General features: G+C 57.9%; 7 protein-coding genes. All 7 read right to left on the bottom strand.

Annotated elements, in window-relative coordinates; translation table 11 throughout:
• Positions 1-92: 92 nt before the first annotated feature.
• Complete coding sequence (locus QD228_RS13620; RefSeq protein WP_279875878.1) at positions 93-1,202, bottom strand: hypothetical protein; 1,110 nt, start codon at positions 1,200-1,202, stop codon at positions 93-95.
• A gap of 138 nt (positions 1,203-1,340) precedes the next feature.
• Positions 1,341-2,312, bottom strand: coding sequence for an Abi family protein (locus tag QD228_RS13615; RefSeq protein ID WP_279875877.1), 972 nt, complete (start codon positions 2,310-2,312; stop codon positions 1,341-1,343).
• 15 nt (positions 2,313-2,327) lie between these two features.
• On the bottom strand, positions 2,328-4,613 hold the full coding sequence (locus QD228_RS13610) for a UvrD-helicase domain-containing protein (protein WP_279875876.1): 2,286 nt from the start codon (positions 4,611-4,613) through the stop codon (positions 2,328-2,330).
• Entirely contained in the window at positions 4,570-11,292 is a 6,723-nt protein-coding gene (locus tag QD228_RS13605; RefSeq protein ID WP_279875875.1) for a DEAD/DEAH box helicase, read from the bottom strand. Before QD228_RS13605 ends, QD228_RS13610 begins: the two co-directional genes overlap by 44 nt.
• A 53-nt stretch (positions 11,293-11,345) precedes the next feature.
• Positions 11,346-12,572, bottom strand: a complete 1,227-nt coding sequence (locus tag QD228_RS13600) for an HNH endonuclease (protein ID WP_279875874.1) — start codon at positions 12,570-12,572, stop codon at positions 11,346-11,348.
• Positions 12,569-13,294, bottom strand: coding sequence for an OmpA family protein (locus QD228_RS13595; RefSeq protein ID WP_279875873.1), 726 nt, complete (start codon positions 13,292-13,294; stop codon positions 12,569-12,571). The genes QD228_RS13600 and QD228_RS13595 overlap by 4 nt, the downstream gene beginning before the upstream one ends.
• The gene (locus QD228_RS13590; RefSeq protein WP_279875872.1) at positions 13,294-15,153 is read right to left on the bottom strand and encodes a hypothetical protein; all 1,860 of its coding nucleotides are present in this window, start codon (positions 15,151-15,153) and stop codon (positions 13,294-13,296) included. The genes QD228_RS13595 and QD228_RS13590 overlap by 1 nt, the downstream gene beginning before the upstream one ends.
• Positions 15,154-15,246 lie beyond the last annotated feature (93 nt).

The raw sequence follows: 15,246 nt of genomic DNA, 5'->3' as shown, positions 1-15,246 counted from the left end.
GGAAAGTTTGGGTAAATTGTCGTCGGCCAAACTATCACGTTAGCGCTTGCGTACTTGTAGCTGACACATTGATTCCAGCGACGATATAATACTCAGTCTATATCCCATGTTTGTTTCAATCTCGTCACGGTATGCTCCCATTTTGGTGTTGTGGGCTTGCAGATAGTGTTTTGATTACCGAACAGACCGACTTCGCTAAATGCTTGCGAGGCACTGAGCGAAGCGATCCAGCGGACTGGCACGAGATACTCCGCTGTCTCCTCATCCTCTTCATCGAAGGTCCGATGGAGCTGTGGGTACGCGGCAGCTGTAGCAATGTCTTGAAGTCTCTGAATCCCTTGATCGGTCTGGACCATGAAATGCTCGCCTCGGCAACGCTCTCCGCTCACCTCAGCCACGCCTAGGTAGCCGGTCTTGGGGATGTTGACCCAGACTCGGTCTCCCTCTGAGAGCATAGCGAGGGTCTTCGAGTACCAGGCAGCGCCACCACCGGCAATGAAGCCATAGCGTCGTGCCAACTCCCATGGACGGTTATCACCGAAGGAGGCGTAAAACTCGTCATTCCAAGGCTCCTTGCGTGCTTTGCGTGTGACAGGCAGGGGTGGTTCGTCCGGGTCGATCATCCAGGCACGACTCAAATAATGATTTCCCTGGTCCTCGAAGGCGCTGAAGAACATGGCGTTGATCGAGAGCTGGGCATGTTCGTTGAGATAGTTGATGATTCTCTCGCTGCTGGCGTCGAGCTGGGTGGCCACGACGACTAGTTGATGATTCTCGTTGAGGGTGACACTGTTCAATGTAATGCCGAACTTGGCTTCGAAGGCGTCCTCGAGAGATATATGAGGGCGATGATAACGTTCGGCAAAGGCTTGGTAGATTTCTACCAGCTGGTAGTCGGCCAAGGTGACGACCCAGGAGGCATAGTCGATGGCCTGAGCCACCACGTCGCGGGGTGTCTTGTCGCGTTTGAGTTCGATGACGATAACTGTGCCGTCGGCAGCAATTGCCAGCAGATCGATCAGCTTGTTGAAGTCCGTGCGTACCTGTCGCCCAATCAACAACCAGTCCCGATTGAGGATCGAGACATCCTGCATGATCTGCTCCTCTAGCTGCCCCTCGTCAGCTAGCCCAGTGGGCCGCAGCTTTTGCGGCATCTCGCCTGCAGTACCTGCCAGCTTCCAGATTCCTTGCTCAATGGCCATCAGGCGCCTCCTTGCGTTTGTTGGAGAAGAGCGTTGCCTCACCCAAGGCGATGCTCTACCATGGATACCAACACGGCCCCCGCCTCTTGGCTCTCACGAGCTTACGCGGGGGTTCTTGTTTGTGTGCTCCCGCCTTCATCATGCCCACCAGCGCTCCCAGCCCGGTGGAGCTCCCATGTCCTCCAGCGTTAGCCCTCGCCTGGAATGAGGCACCGGGAAAACCTCCAGATGTGCCTGTAGGCGTCGATGCCATTCGGTTTCGGGGCAGACCATCAACGCCATGTGCCGCACGATACTCAATAGCAGGAAGGGGCGGGCAAGGCGCTTTGCGTCCCTGAATTCATCGCACCACGGTACCTCACCTTGCTTGGGCAGCCTTGGCTGGTCAATGACATTGCGGTTCCAGAGCCGGCTGTGGTGTGCGCAGACGTTACGCAGGTAATTCAGCGAGCGAAGCCAACTCTGGAAAACCTTCCAGTCCTGAATGCCGTATTTCAGAGCGATCCGTATCTGGTCTGGCACCTTCATCATGGCGAAGAGCTGGGAGAGGGTGCCGAAGTCCCAAGTCTCGACGGCGACCCAGATCGGCAGCCGCGACCCGTGCTTTTTCCGATAGTGCTTGACGAAGTCCTCCTTTGAGCGTCGCTCCATCCCCTCGCAGCGCTCCTGCCACTTCTCGAAGCTGTCGCGCGGGTCACGACCGGATTTTCGGCGGGCGAAGGAGGGATGGAAGGTGGCGCGATGCAGGTGTGCGAAGGCATCGCTCTCGCCCAATAGGTAGGCGATATCCACTCGCAGCGCGATCTCGATACGTTCCAGGGCATCGGTCAGGCGCAGCCGAAGCTCCTTATCGAAGAGATATAGCCGCACCGCATCGATGAACTGGGTGTCGGGAACGAACTGATCCGTTGCCTGGGTGATTGGCCGGTCATGTTGGTCATTACCGGCCGTCTCGAAGACCCGGAAGGGATACCAATAAGCGCTTAGTCGGTAATAACCGACGTGCTCCAGGTATTCCAAAGCGGCGCTTTCATCGCCGACCTGCATCCCGCGCTCAATGAGCAGGCTCAACTGCTCTTGAAACGACTTCCAGGGACGGTCGTAGGCCATCGACTCACCATCCTTTTATTGGTTTGCCGACGTCAGATAAGGACTCGGTTCCCCAAAGCTTGAGACGTGCAGACTCTCGATGGCACGTGTGGCTGCTACGTGTACCAATGCACGCTCATTGAGCTCCCGGTAACGCTTCTCGACCGGGTCTTCACTGTCCATGGAACGTGGGGCAGGGACGACGCCTGCATTGATCCCTGCGAGACACACCTTGCGGAATTCCAATCCCTTCACCCGGTGCATGGTGGCGAGCCGGACTGCGTTATCGGTTGCCTCATCGCCGGACTCTTTCTCCATGATGGCCACCGGAATTCCACGCGCCTTGAGTGCCTGAGCATATTGATCACGCAAGCGCTGGGTTCGGGCAACGATGCAGCAGTCACGACGCAGGGTAGGGCGTTGCCCGTCACCGGCTTCCGTATCGGGCTCTTTATCCAACCCTTCGAGAAGCTGCACAAGCGCATCCACTTCTTCATCGAAGCTATCGAAGTGCTGCACGGAAGGTGCTTCGCCCTGCAGGAGCGAGCGATAGTCACTGCTGGAGTCTTGGCCATCATCAAGGTCATCGACCTCCACGCCTTCCAGCAATGCTACGGCATAGCGGCGGGTCTGCTCAGTCGTGCGGTAGTTGATTCTCAGCTTGCGTCCACGACGGCCGCGCACATTGATACCACAGCTTGAGAGAGTCGCACGGCGGCCATAAATGCGCTGATGTCCGTCACCTACCAGGAAGAGGTCGTTGGCGCCTTCAGGCACAAGAGCGCGCAGTAGTTTGAGAGACTCCGCACCGAAATCCTGGATTTCATCTGCAATGACATGACGGTACTGGCGTGTCAGCTGCCCCTGCTCTGCAAGCTGTACGGCCTCGAACGTACAGTCTTCGATCGTACGCAGTCCGGCATTGTTCAGCTGATTACGCATTTCCTCGAATACCGGCCAGATAGCGGCGCGTTGCCGGCGGTTCAGCGGCTTGCCACGGCCTACACGTCTGGCCCGGAAATATTCCTGGCGTGTGCGAGCATGCTGGGGGAGGACGACCTGTTGCCATTCCTCGTCGTAAAAGCTCTCTGGCAGGTCCAGTTCATCGGGAATCAGCTGCAGTGCTGCGCGCCACGCCTTGCGGTATCCCGCTTGATTGGAATAGGCAAGCCTGGCCTTGCCTTGGCCACTGGTCAGACGATGGATGAGTCGGTCGATATTGATGACTTCGATACAGGCCATTTCCTGGCGTGTGCATAACTGATGGAGCTGTTGCTCGATATCCTGCGCGAGGTTACGCGTGAAGGTCGTGAACAGAATGCTGCGTTCGTTACTCTCGCCGCGTCTCACGGCATGGCGCGCCAGGTAGCGCGCTCGGTGCATCGCAACGACCGTCTTGCCAGTCCCTGCGCCCCCTAGTACGCGCACGGCACCATTCCAGTCGCGCTCGACCAGTTCACGCTGCGAGGGGTGGAGGAAGACCCGCCAATGCTCCAGTGGCGCATTGAGCATTCGCGTCAGCTCATCGTCGTCTTCCACCACGTGGAAACGGCGCTGACTGTCAGCTTGCAGCAAGGCTTGCACGAAATCTTCGGTATCGATGCTGGGGGCTTCATCTGGCGCACCATACATCTCCAGTATTTCCTGCTTGTCTTCACCTTGCGCTAGGAAGAGCAGTGCCTCGTAGGCCTCATCCGGCAACACGAATTGCATTGCATCCAATGCGCTGGAGCTCTTGAGCTCACGCACTCTTTCCAGCAAGGCTTCTGGTACGCCCAATCGCAGAAGCTCCCTATCCCGCACATCGTCAAACAACGGGCTTGAAGACTCATTGACTGGTGACGTCAGCGGGCTCGACTCAGGAGCATCTTCGTAAACTTCACGAGTGACGGTGGCCAGTACCTGGAGGCTGCCTGTCTGGGGATTGATGCTGGCTTCATGGCGGCGTGCCCAGTCATAGGCATCATCATGCTTGTCGACCCACATGAAGACGTAGACATTGCCCTTCTCAGGCTTGAGCACGATCGCGCGATATTCCTGGTCCACGCGGACCGAGCGCATGTTCTTGTCACGGGCATCCCGGATGATCTCGTAATTGATACCCGAGGAGCGGGGGTTGCTGCGAAACTTGCCGATCAGGTCCTGCACCTTGTTCTGCTTGGCACGCGGAATGTTGCTCAGCGCGCCGAGAAATTCCTGCGCGAGAGCGATGGTCGGCTGATGCTGCGTGGCTGAGGGTACTGTCATGTTGCTGCGTCCTTGTCCGGTACTTCTACAGTCAGGCTGTCGCGGCGAGCCAATGGCCCAGCTGAGTGAGTGCATCCTTGTCGATGGGCAGACCCGTAGTGTCATCAAACAGGATCACCTGCCAGTCAGCAAACGCCTCGGGCAGTGGTGTCGAGCTGATGGCAATCTTGTCTTCCGGCCAGCTCAGCTCGAGCATGATACTGGCCTCACCAGCGGCATCCAGAAGGTCCACACCGCTTTCAGGTACTGCTACCCCTTGAGCGATCAAGGCCTCCAGCCATTCCGGGTTCAGCAGGCTGTTGGCACGGATCTCTTCCCAGGCATTGTCGGCCTGCGTGTCGTTGGTGCGGGTATCGTCATGCCTAGTATTGCTCGTGGCGTCTTCATCTGCTGGCCACCAGTAGGAGGGCTCGAGCAACCCTTCACCAGCCGCCACGCCACGCGTGCTGCTGAGAGTCAGGCGTGGAGCGAATTGCAGGAGATTGGCTTGTTGCCAGAAGCGGCGCCAATGGTCCTCGTCCTTGAGTGTGGCTTCCAGATCCCGGTCATCCAGCGAAAGATGCAGGTGCAGGTGATTGCGGATGCCACTGTCGGATTGCACCTGTGTTTGAGGAATACTTACCAATATCTCACAACGCCCCTTGCTGTTATCGAAGCTGTTCAGGACGCCCCCAAAGAGACGTGGCCCCATTGAAGTGTCCAGCAAGTTGATGGCCAGCGGCTCCAGCAGATTTTCCTGCAATTCATTGCTCAAGCGAGTGAGCAATGAGGGATTGTTGTGCGTCTGCATGGTCAGCCAGGCAAGTGACTGAGTCAGGCAAGCCTGATGCCACTCCTTGCTCTGCAGGTCGGGTTGCGCGGCATACTTGAGCAGATCGTCAAAGGCAGAGCCATTCATCAGCTGGCGAGCATGATTCACGGCGAGTGGTGCGAGCGTCTTGAGCCACTCTTGCTTTTCGGGAGTACTCGCCTTGGCCTGGAGCACCTTGAGCAATGATTGAGGTATCTCGATATCCGCGAGGCTGGCGCATTGATGCTTTTCTCCCATCAGGTCGCGCCACGTCAGTGTCCAGACCCGATAACGTCCACTGGCCAGCACTGCCTGACGTTTCTCGGCATCATCGCCGACTCGCTCACGATGATATTGATAACCATCGAGATAGATGGCGATCGGTTGCGTACCTTTGGGTGCGCTGAGCGGGGTCATCAAGAAGTCCGGGCGTGTCGTGCGCGAGACTCCCTGGCCTGGTCCAAGTACGGCCTGCGGACGAATCTGCCAGCTGACCAGCGGGCCATTGCCTTGGCCCTGGCCCTTGAAGGTCAGTCGCCAGCCCGGTGTGCCATCGACCAGTTCCTGGCCGAGACTGTGTTCGGTCGAGGGCTGGTTGAGCAGGTCGATGAAGCGTTGCTCCAGTTCGCTCTCCACCAGCACATTGAGGTCGATCTTCTCCAGCCCCGCGACTTCCGTCAGCAGATGACGACGCGAGATGATGCGCTCAAGCAGATTCAGTGCCGTATCACGCGATGTGTCCTTGAGATGACGACTCTGGCGATAAGCCAACAGGCAGCGATAACAACCATCCCGCCCTGGCTCATCTTCGCATGCACAGTCACGCATGGTGTCGCGGGCCAAGGCCAGCATGTCCACCAGTTTTTCCGGGGCCAGCATCAGTTCCTTCAAGTAGCCGGTACCACCGGGGACAGTATCGTAGAGCACCAGGTAATGGCGGGCGGGTTGCTGTTGGGTGGCGGGGACTTCCTGCTCGGTCAGGCGCAGATGGTCCACGCTGCCACGGAAGTAGCGCTTCAGCCCCAGATGGAGGCTTGCGATCAGTGACTGACGCGCACGTTCCGACATCGCGACATCGGAGAGTGGCAACAGCAGGCGCAGGGCTTCCGAGTGCAGTTCGCGATACAGGAAGAGTCCGTTATGCAAATTCTCTGGAGTGTCGGGCAGCTTGTTGCGCACCACCTTGCACCATGGCGTGTGTTGCTCTTTCTCCTTCTGGCCCTTGTAGCGGACCTTTCCGCAATGCGCACAGACCGCAAAGCCCGGGCGCGAGGCCTCCTTACCCGCGACACTCAACGTATCGCCAGCATCGCCTCCGCGACCGAAGTTGATCTCCACGAAGCGTGCATCCGCGATGAATTCAAAGCCGAACGGGCAGGCGGGGTCATCAATGCGCATGGCATGGCTGGCGCTGTTCGGTTTGATATCCACCAGCATCTGGCGGTTGTAGAACGCTGGTTGACGCTGGTCGCTGTCATCTCCGATGCGGCTGTCCCGGTCGCGTACCGTGGCCGTGACTTCCTTGAGGCGCAGCAAGCTGCGCTTCTGAGCCGAATCTCCCCATTGAGGGCTGCCGCAACGTGGGCAGCTGCCATGAATATCTCCCTCAGCCAGCGACTCGCTGTAGTGACATACGCTGCATAGTCGCCAATGTTCGATGTCCTGACCACGCAGGTTGATCTGATCGATCGTCAGCGTGCGTCCCAGGGCATAGAAAGTATTGAGAGGGGCCAGCTCCACCAAAGCACTCTGCGCCGGGCGCTGGAACTCATGATGTACCACTTCGTAGCTCTTGCCGCTGGCAGCCTGTGCCTTGCTGACGTGGCGGATCACCATGCCATTGAGCGTCACGCCTTCCTCCGGGAAGGCATAGTTGGGCAGTAACCCTTCATCCGTGAAGAAGTTGAGCGTCTGTTGCTGGCCCAGTTGTTTCAACAGGCTCATGCGGCCATGACGCTCGACCTCGATGGCCTCGATCTCGTTGCGCACATGTTCGTCTTCTGGCTGCGCCCTCAGATGCTCCAGTGCGCGGTCGTACTCCTTGATCTCCAGCTTCCAGGCACGGCGTTGCTCGGCACGGCGCGTCAATGTGTTGATGACACGGGCCTTCAGGCCTGAGCGAAGCGTCGCCGAGGCGGCAGTGGCGTCCGGCATCAACTGCTGGCTCAGGTAATCACGGTCTTCCTCATCCAGATGCGGGAAGCGCGCGAGAAAGCGTGCCAGCAAGTCGGCATGATGCTGTTCGATGTATCCGAGCAGGGTATAGGGGAAGCGCCCGGTATTCGGGCCATCATCGGCCTTGTGATTCACCGCATCCAGCACCTGAGTCAGGCGAGAGGGCAGCAGCGAGGGGGTCAGGCTGCCATTCTGTGCATGGCTGGCCATCCACGCATCAAGGCAGAAGGCCAGTAGCTGGCGCTCCAGTACTGCGCGGGCTTTCAGGAAGACTCCGGGCGTCGCGACTTCGCCGCTCATCATTTCCTGTGGTCGAGAGAAGAAGTACAGATCATGCGGTGCGCCATTGGCGATAGTCAGGTTAAGCGCATTGCCATCGCGGCGCCCGGCACGACCGATGCGCTGCAGATAGTTGGCCTGTGCCGGAGGGGTAGAGCACAGCAGTACGGTGGAAAGATCCCCGATGTCGATGCCCATTTCCAGCGTCGGGGTAGCGGATAGCAGGTTGATGTCCCACGGGCGCTTGCCCTTGATGAAGGAGTGCTCCACTTGTGCACGGGTGTCGGCGTCCAGAAGCCCGGTGTGTTCATGGCTGACCAGGCGCGCCCCGGATTGATGCGCCGGGGTCAGGCTCCAAAGCGCCGGACGGGCTGCCTGCAAGTGGCCCTGGCAATGTGGCTGCAGGCAGTGCATGTTCAGCCAGTTGGGTAGTGCCGTCGAAGGTACCTGTACGCGCTGGCTGCACTGGCTACACCGTAACGGCAGGAGCTGGGTACTGGCATGCCAGTGGGCCGGGACAAGGCCCCAGATGCTACGACCTTGACTCTGGCCTTGCTCTTCCACCAGGCCCGCGCGCGATAGCGCTTCAAACGCCAACCGATATGCTTGGGCCACGTCGCCAGCGCTGCTGAGGCTATCGATAGGCAGGTGGTGAGTCAGCCAATGGCGATACCAAAGGCTGGCACTGCGTGTGCTGCCTTGACTGCCACCAGTGACACAATCGACGAACTTGCCGATGGGTTCCAGACTGACAAAGGCTGGCGGCTGACGCCGTGGACCGTAGTTGGGAAGAAACAGCGATGGCTGAGTACGGTTGAGCATGAAGGAATTGTCACCGCCCTGAGCGATGAACTCGCGCATGGCAGGGTGAATGAAGGCACCGCGGACGCGCATGCGATGCAGCACACCCAGCAGCCACTGTTCCAGCGCCTGAGAATGTAGCTCAGCTATCGCAGCCAGATGGGGCAGCTGTTCACGCCATTGATGACGCAATTGGGTCAGTGCTCGATCGAGACGCGAGACATCGACACCCAAGCCCAGCAAGCCTTGTCGCTCGAGTGTCCTGCCGATACGGCTGCCCAGTCCCAGTTCGCTGCGTACTTCCCAATCGAGGCGCTTGGCGATCAATTCCGGCAGTTCGCTGCCGGCCGGTAGAATGCCGGTTTCCTGTAATTCGCGAGCGTCCTGTAGCCAATCCAGATTGGGTGGAAGCCAACGGCCCACGAAATCGGCATCACTCCCCGCGCGCTGGCGTTCATTGTCAGCAAAGCCCTGGGCCAAGGCATCGAGATCCATTGGCAAACGTTGTTGCCTGGCCCAGCCTATCAAGGCTTGGCGCAGAGATTGGCTCCAGGTACGTGCCTCGAAGAAACCGGCCCGGTGTGCGGCATCCTGTACGGAGTCCGAGAAGGCAATCACCTTGCGATCATCATTGAAGTCGGATTGATACAGTCGAGACAGCATCACGCTGGAAAGCGAGGCAGCACGGGAGCCCACGATGGCCAGGCCGTTATGCGCCTGACAGCAGGGGCACTGATCGACGGCGCTGATCGTCTTGTCATTGCGTGTTTCGATCAGCGCAGGCATCCAGACACGAATCCTGCCGGGCTGCTGGCAATGCGGGCACTCATCACTGCTATCGCGATTGGCGCTACCCATACGCTTGCAGGACGGGCACAGGTGGCGAACTTCCCCCTTGCTGGCCACAGGAGGTGTCTCGCCTTCCTTCAGGGGGTAAAGCAACACCATGTCCGGGTCTTTGGCGAAGTACGCCGTATAGATACGGCTCAAGTCATCGCTGACCTGAGGAGAGTCGATGGACTTGAGTGTGCCCCACGCCGCGGAATGACACTCACGACAATGCACCAATGGCAGTGCGAGTCCGGACATTTGGCTCTCCGCGCCGTCGTTGCTGGCGGGCAGAGAAGCATCGCGCTCGTCATCATCTGCGGCGGGGGCATCTGGTAGTTCATTGCCGCCGCTCAGTGCATCCCCGCTCAGGTCATCACTGAACAGCAGTGAAGGCTGAGCATCGACACTGACGACCATACGAGACATCTCACGTAGCCACAGCTGTACGCGCACGTTCAGAAGCGGCGTCGTGCATAGCTTGCCACTGGCATCACTGACCTGATCACGTGCCGTACATACGAGGGCGACCAACCCTTGCAGCAGCAAGGCCGCATCTCGTCGAGATGTGCCCAGGCGACGTTGCCAATCACTGGCAAGCGCCTGCATGTCGGTGACACTCGCCAGGCGTCCCAGCAGATCATGGAAGGCCGAGTGACGACGCAAATCATTACCCAGCAGAATCCGGTGCCGTTCGTGTTCCGGATGATTCGGGTCGCCGAGAATGGCGGGGCTGCAGGAGGGTGCTTCGCCTTCCGTATCACTGTCCTGTAGCGGGAACCAACTGGCTGCCAGCATGGCCAGATAATCCGCTGCGTTCTCGTGATCACGAGTGGTCAGAGAATCCAGTTCAGCAGGGCTGCGGGGAACATGCCGGAAAGCGATCTCGCCCAGTTTCTCTTGAGCGCCATTCAGGTACTCCTTCGCCGAAAGACGGTCCTCGCGCACCAGTGACGAGGCATCGAAGGGCGTTGCAAAGACATCACTGGCATAGGCCAGCATGTCGTCGCTGCCACCTTCGCCGCCGATGGTGGCAGAGGTGCCTACGCACGCCATCTCGTCACCGATGGCGAGTCGCTCACGCAGACGGCGGATCAGGCAGGCGAGGTCTGTCCCTTGTGCGCCATCGAAGGTATGCAGCTCATCCACCACCAGATAGCGCAGCATGCCCGGGGTATTGTGCTTCCACAGTGGCTGGTCCTGCGGGCGCATCAGCAGGTAGTCCAGCATCTTGTAGTTGGTGAGCAGAATGTCCGGGGGCGAGCGACGCAGTGTGTCCTTGCAGGTGATGACACTGTCTTCACGCATGACCGTGCAGGGTTCGCTCTCGGTGTCGCCGGTAAACAGGCCTACGGTCAATTTGGGTGACAGCCGCGCGCATTCCTTGGCAAAGCGGCGCGCCTGATCGGTCGCCAGGGCATTCATCGGATAGATGATCAGCGCCTTGATACCATTCTTGCCTTGGCTGCCCGGCGCGCTACGGACTCGTGCGCAATGCTCCAGCAGGGGGTAGAGAAAGCATTCCGTCTTGCCGGAGCCCGTGCCCGTGGCCACCAGGGTAGACCCCAGTGGCGCATCCAGCGTCTGACCGCACAGGCGATCAAAGGCCTGCTGCTGATGTTTCCAGGGCGGGAAGGCCGGCTTGACGTGAGTGAAGGGCACGGCGCCTTCACCGCGCCGGAAGGGCAGTGCCAATGACAGATAAGGGCCCTTGAACAAGGTGTCCGGGCTATCGGTCAGCTGCTCGATCAGCCAGGTGTTCTCTCCGTCACCATTGGCGCGTTTCGGGCCACGGAAATACGGCGTGCTGACCGGGAAAGTCGCGCGCAGAAAGTCTCTGAGCGAGTGGGTCAATTCATCTGCCACGACACTGGGTAACATGGGCGTCCTTGTCCTTCGTTATCAGGTTAAGCTGTACTATTAGCTCTCGGATTTCACGTAAAGCGTGATTGGCGGAGCGCACCCAACACGTGCTCCGGCGTGGCCAGCGCTTGTTCGACAGAGAAAATGTTCCAACCCTGCTGACGGGCGGCTACAGCATCCTCAACCGTAATGGCAATCGCGAGCTGAGCAGAAGGCCATGCCAACTCCAGGGTAGCGACGACAGCTTCACTCTCATCCTGAATGTCCTGTCCGACCACCGGTATCGGGGCATGATTGTGCTGCAGGAAGTGCATCACACCGTTCATACCTGGGTCCGCTAGGTCAAACACATGACTCCAATTTGCAGGCGCAGGCATTTTCTGGCGTTGGCGCAGCTGTGCAATCAAGTGTCGAGCTTTGATACTCACGAGCATATGGTCGTGGAAAGGCTGCTTGCTATGACAATCAATGCAAAGCGCACGCAGGTTCTCGTCACGATTATCCTGCTTATTGGCATTGACGTGATGAGAATGAAGCAAGTACTGGTAGTCATTGAGGTCTACCGTGCACTCTTCACAGCAGTAATTGCGTGACGCACGATATCGACGTGAAACCTCCGCCCAATCTTTCGTGTAGCCTTTCTCTTGTGGGGTTCTAGGGGCTTCACGTAGTGGATGAGAAGAGAAGAATGATGCATAGCGTTCGAAGAAAGTCTCAAAAGAGAAGTCCTTGAAAATCGCTCCCTTGCCTCGCCCTGGTACGGCGTAGCCATCGTAGTTGAGTTTGTTCAAGCAATATTTACAGACTTTTAGAGCAGCATGGCCCTTACGATCGCTTTTGTTGTCATGAATAGAGAATTGATCATCAATCCGCTGGGTCGCAAAGTACTTGGTATCGTACGCCCCATTCTGTTTCATCTTTTCAAGGTGTATACAGAAGGCAACATGCATACGATTGCCGTCGTTACCATCCTGTAGAGCTTTCTCGAAACGCTCCGGGTAATGGCCCGGCATATACATCATGATCTGCTGGCCATCTTTCTGAAGAAGGCCGCCAGGGCCTTCCACAATTTTGAAAGACTCTTCAGATAATGCTCCGCCCTCAATAGGCACGGCTGGCTCAGTGGGCTGTGCAATACCTGGTTCACCCGTGGTGCCAGTGGGTGGGTCAGTATCCACAGTGTTCCAGGGGGGAGCGTCGACTTTTCTTGGAGGAAAGCGAATTGTTTCTTGAGGACCCTCAGCTCCCATTTTTCTGACATTTTCCCATAACCCGCGGAGATCAATTTCCAGCTTCATTGGCCGACCTCATCGAGAATGGCACGGATCTGACTTTCGGCATTGGTCAGAATGCGGAAGCTGACACGCCGAGAGCGTTCTGCATCTTCCTGCTGATTTTCATTCAGTCTCGGGTGGGCCGAAGAGTAACCGACCGCTGCGGTTGTCTTCTTGATCCAGGATTTTTCAGTCTGTGTCTCAGGTAATTGGTATAGATATCCCAGCACTGAACGCGTGCGGTCCTGCGAGAGCTGCATGTTCAGAAAGTAAGCCTCGTCATCGCTGACACGATGGTTCCAGCGGCTGGAGGTATGGCCCTCTATACGTACTTCCTGGATTCTATCCTTGAAAGGCGCGAGCACCTTGAGATAACGCGGATAGAAATCGCTCAGAATCTGTTCGAAGCGAGGGCGAAGGCTGGCCGAGCCGGTGGCAAACAGTACCTCCGGTGACTGGAAGGTGAAAGCCAGCGTTTCAGGGTCTATCTCCGCTTCCCAGTCAGAGAGGTCATCCGAGAACTCATCCTGTAAGGCCCTCAGGATGGCAACCTGAGTATCCTGATAGGCCTTGGCGACATCGGTGACTCCCTGGCGTACCTGATTGGCATGCATCATCAGGGCGACTGCAATTAGCAAGAACACCATCATCAGCCCGGCCATCAAGTCAGAGACGCTGAGCCAATGGTGCTCCTCTTCGCTACCGGTCGCGCTGCCACGACCGAAGATGGCATCAAGACGACTCATCAGAAGGCTCCTTCCTTGTCAGCCTGCTGCACAATACGATGCATCTCATTGGTCAATCGCCCGTAATCCTGTGTGAAGCGCTCCGTAATCGTGACGAGGGCGTTACCCATTTCGCCTATGACGTTCTGCAGCTGATTCTGGGTTTCTTTATTCAATGTCTCAAACTGGCCATTGAGTGATTTCTGAGTATCTTCAGATACCTTATTAAGTGCGCTCTGCAGTTGCTCTTGGGCCGCTGTCAGCTGGCCTTGATATTGCTTCAGACCATTTTCCAGCGTCTCGTGTAGTTGCTTCTGATTGGCTTCTCCAGCCTCGCCTAGCTGGCGGGTCAGCTGAGTGGAGTGTTCGCCCAGCTTGTCGCTGAGGGAGGTCACTTGCTGTTCCGCGATCTCGATACCCTTGCGATGCGTCTCGCTCAAGCGCGCGGAGCTTTCAGACAATTGCCCAGCAATACGCTCATTGCCCTCGGTGAGGTGCTTGCCCATGGCTTCGTGCTGTTGCTGAAGATGCTCGACCATCTCACGCACTTGGGCATTGACGGTTTCATGAGCGTCACGGAACTGACCGGCGATCTGCTCGGACTGGGTGGCAAGGTGATCTGACGTGCCTTGCAGTGACTGGTGAACGCTGTTGTAGCGTTCGTTGAGGCCTGAGGCGCCTTCAATCATCTCGGCGTTGATCTTGGCGGTGCCGTCGACCAGTTCTTTCTTGAGTTCTTCACCCCCGCTGACCAGCTGGGTTGCGGCATTGAGAGCGGCCTGGGAGATATCGGCCACTGTCTTCTCGACCTGCGCATTGATCTGCGGCACTGCCTCGACGGCCTTGTCGCGCATGTCGGCGAAGGCGGCGAGGTGGGCTTCTAGGTCTGCCAGCTGACGCTGAGTCGCTGTCAGCAGTGTTTCCAGGCCTGACATCGTCTCCGGGATGGCGCTGGCGCTGGTGCTGATGTTGGCGACGCTCTTCTCGGTGTCGGTGATGGCAGTGACGCCCTGAGCATACTGATCACGCATCTCGCCCAGCTGCTGGCGGTAGTTTTCCTGCCACTCCACCAATGACTTCACCGAGGCATCCAGTGCCTTGAAGTTCTCGCCGAACTGTTCCGTCAACTGGTTGTTGAAGTCTTGGATGACTTCCTTCAGGGCATTGATGACCTGCTCAGTGGCGGATTTCGACATCATCTCGGCGAACTCGTGCATCTGCTCACTCAGCTCGCGCGCGAAGGCGTCAAAGCGCTGACGTTGGGCTTCGGCGTGGGTGCCCAAGGCTTCAGCGGCGGTGGACTGGCGGTCTACCTCGCGCACCAGCGCCTTGTGGTTGTCATCCTGATTCTGGCGCAGCAGACGAATCTGACCCGTGAGAGTGTCGCTGTCGTCACCGGCAATCGCCAGATGCAGCTTCTCCAGATTGGCAGCCTGCTTGGTGAGTTGCTCATTCTGCTGCAGCATCACCTGGTGAATGTGCTCCGGGCCGACTTCATCCGGGCCAGAGGCGACATCCGTCTTGGGCTGCATGAACTTCAGGCCAGTGGTGATCTTGTAGAGCATGGCCAACGCCATACCGAACAGACTGGTCATGAAGGCGGTCTTCAAGCCATCCAGCAACAGGGCGATGCTGTCCTGGATGTTGGTGGTATCGAAGTGCAACAGACCAATGACGATACCGATAAAGGTGCCCAGCATGCCCAGCGAGGTGAGCAGGTTAGGGGTGTAATGGGTAAAGCTGCGCGCCTTGTCCTGCCTATAACACATCAGGGCGACTATTCCGATCACGAGTATTGCCCAGCAGAAGATACCGGTGATGGTATCGGCATTGCTGCCGTACAGCTGGCCTTCCAGATGGCTGGATATCAGTTCAATCATGTTGGTTGCTCCCTGCGGGCCTCTCTGGGCCTTGTCCAAGTGGTGCCAACCGCTGACGGGGGGGCCGACAGCGGCTGTTATTACGTGAAATAC

It is taken from the genome of Cobetia sp. 3AK, from assembly GCF_029846335.1.
GTDB classification, from domain to species: domain Bacteria; phylum Pseudomonadota; class Gammaproteobacteria; order Pseudomonadales; family Halomonadaceae; genus Cobetia; species Cobetia marina.
This window is presented reverse-complemented; position numbering and strand designations above follow the sequence as displayed.

Bases quoted from the DNA above. Each gene is read 5' to 3' on its own strand.
- QD228_RS13620 (WP_279875878.1), bottom strand. From the start codon at position 1,202: ATGGCCATTGAGCAAGGAATCTGGAAGCTGGCAGGTACTGCAGGCGAG.
- QD228_RS13615 (WP_279875877.1), bottom strand. From the start codon at position 2,312: ATGGCCTACGACCGTCCCTGGAAGTCGTTTCAAGAGCAGTTGAGCCTG.
- QD228_RS13610 (WP_279875876.1), bottom strand. From the start codon at position 4,613: ATGCACTCACTCAGCTGGGCCATTGGCTCGCCGCGACAGCCTGACTGT.
- QD228_RS13605 (WP_279875875.1), bottom strand. From the start codon at position 11,292: ATGTTACCCAGTGTCGTGGCAGATGAATTGACCCACTCGCTCAGAGAC.
- QD228_RS13600 (WP_279875874.1), bottom strand. From the start codon at position 12,572: ATGAAGCTGGAAATTGATCTCCGCGGGTTATGGGAAAATGTCAGAAAA.
- QD228_RS13595 (WP_279875873.1), bottom strand. From the start codon at position 13,294: ATGAGTCGTCTTGATGCCATCTTCGGTCGTGGCAGCGCGACCGGTAGC.
- QD228_RS13590 (WP_279875872.1), bottom strand. From the start codon at position 15,153: ATGATTGAACTGATATCCAGCCATCTGGAAGGCCAGCTGTACGGCAGC.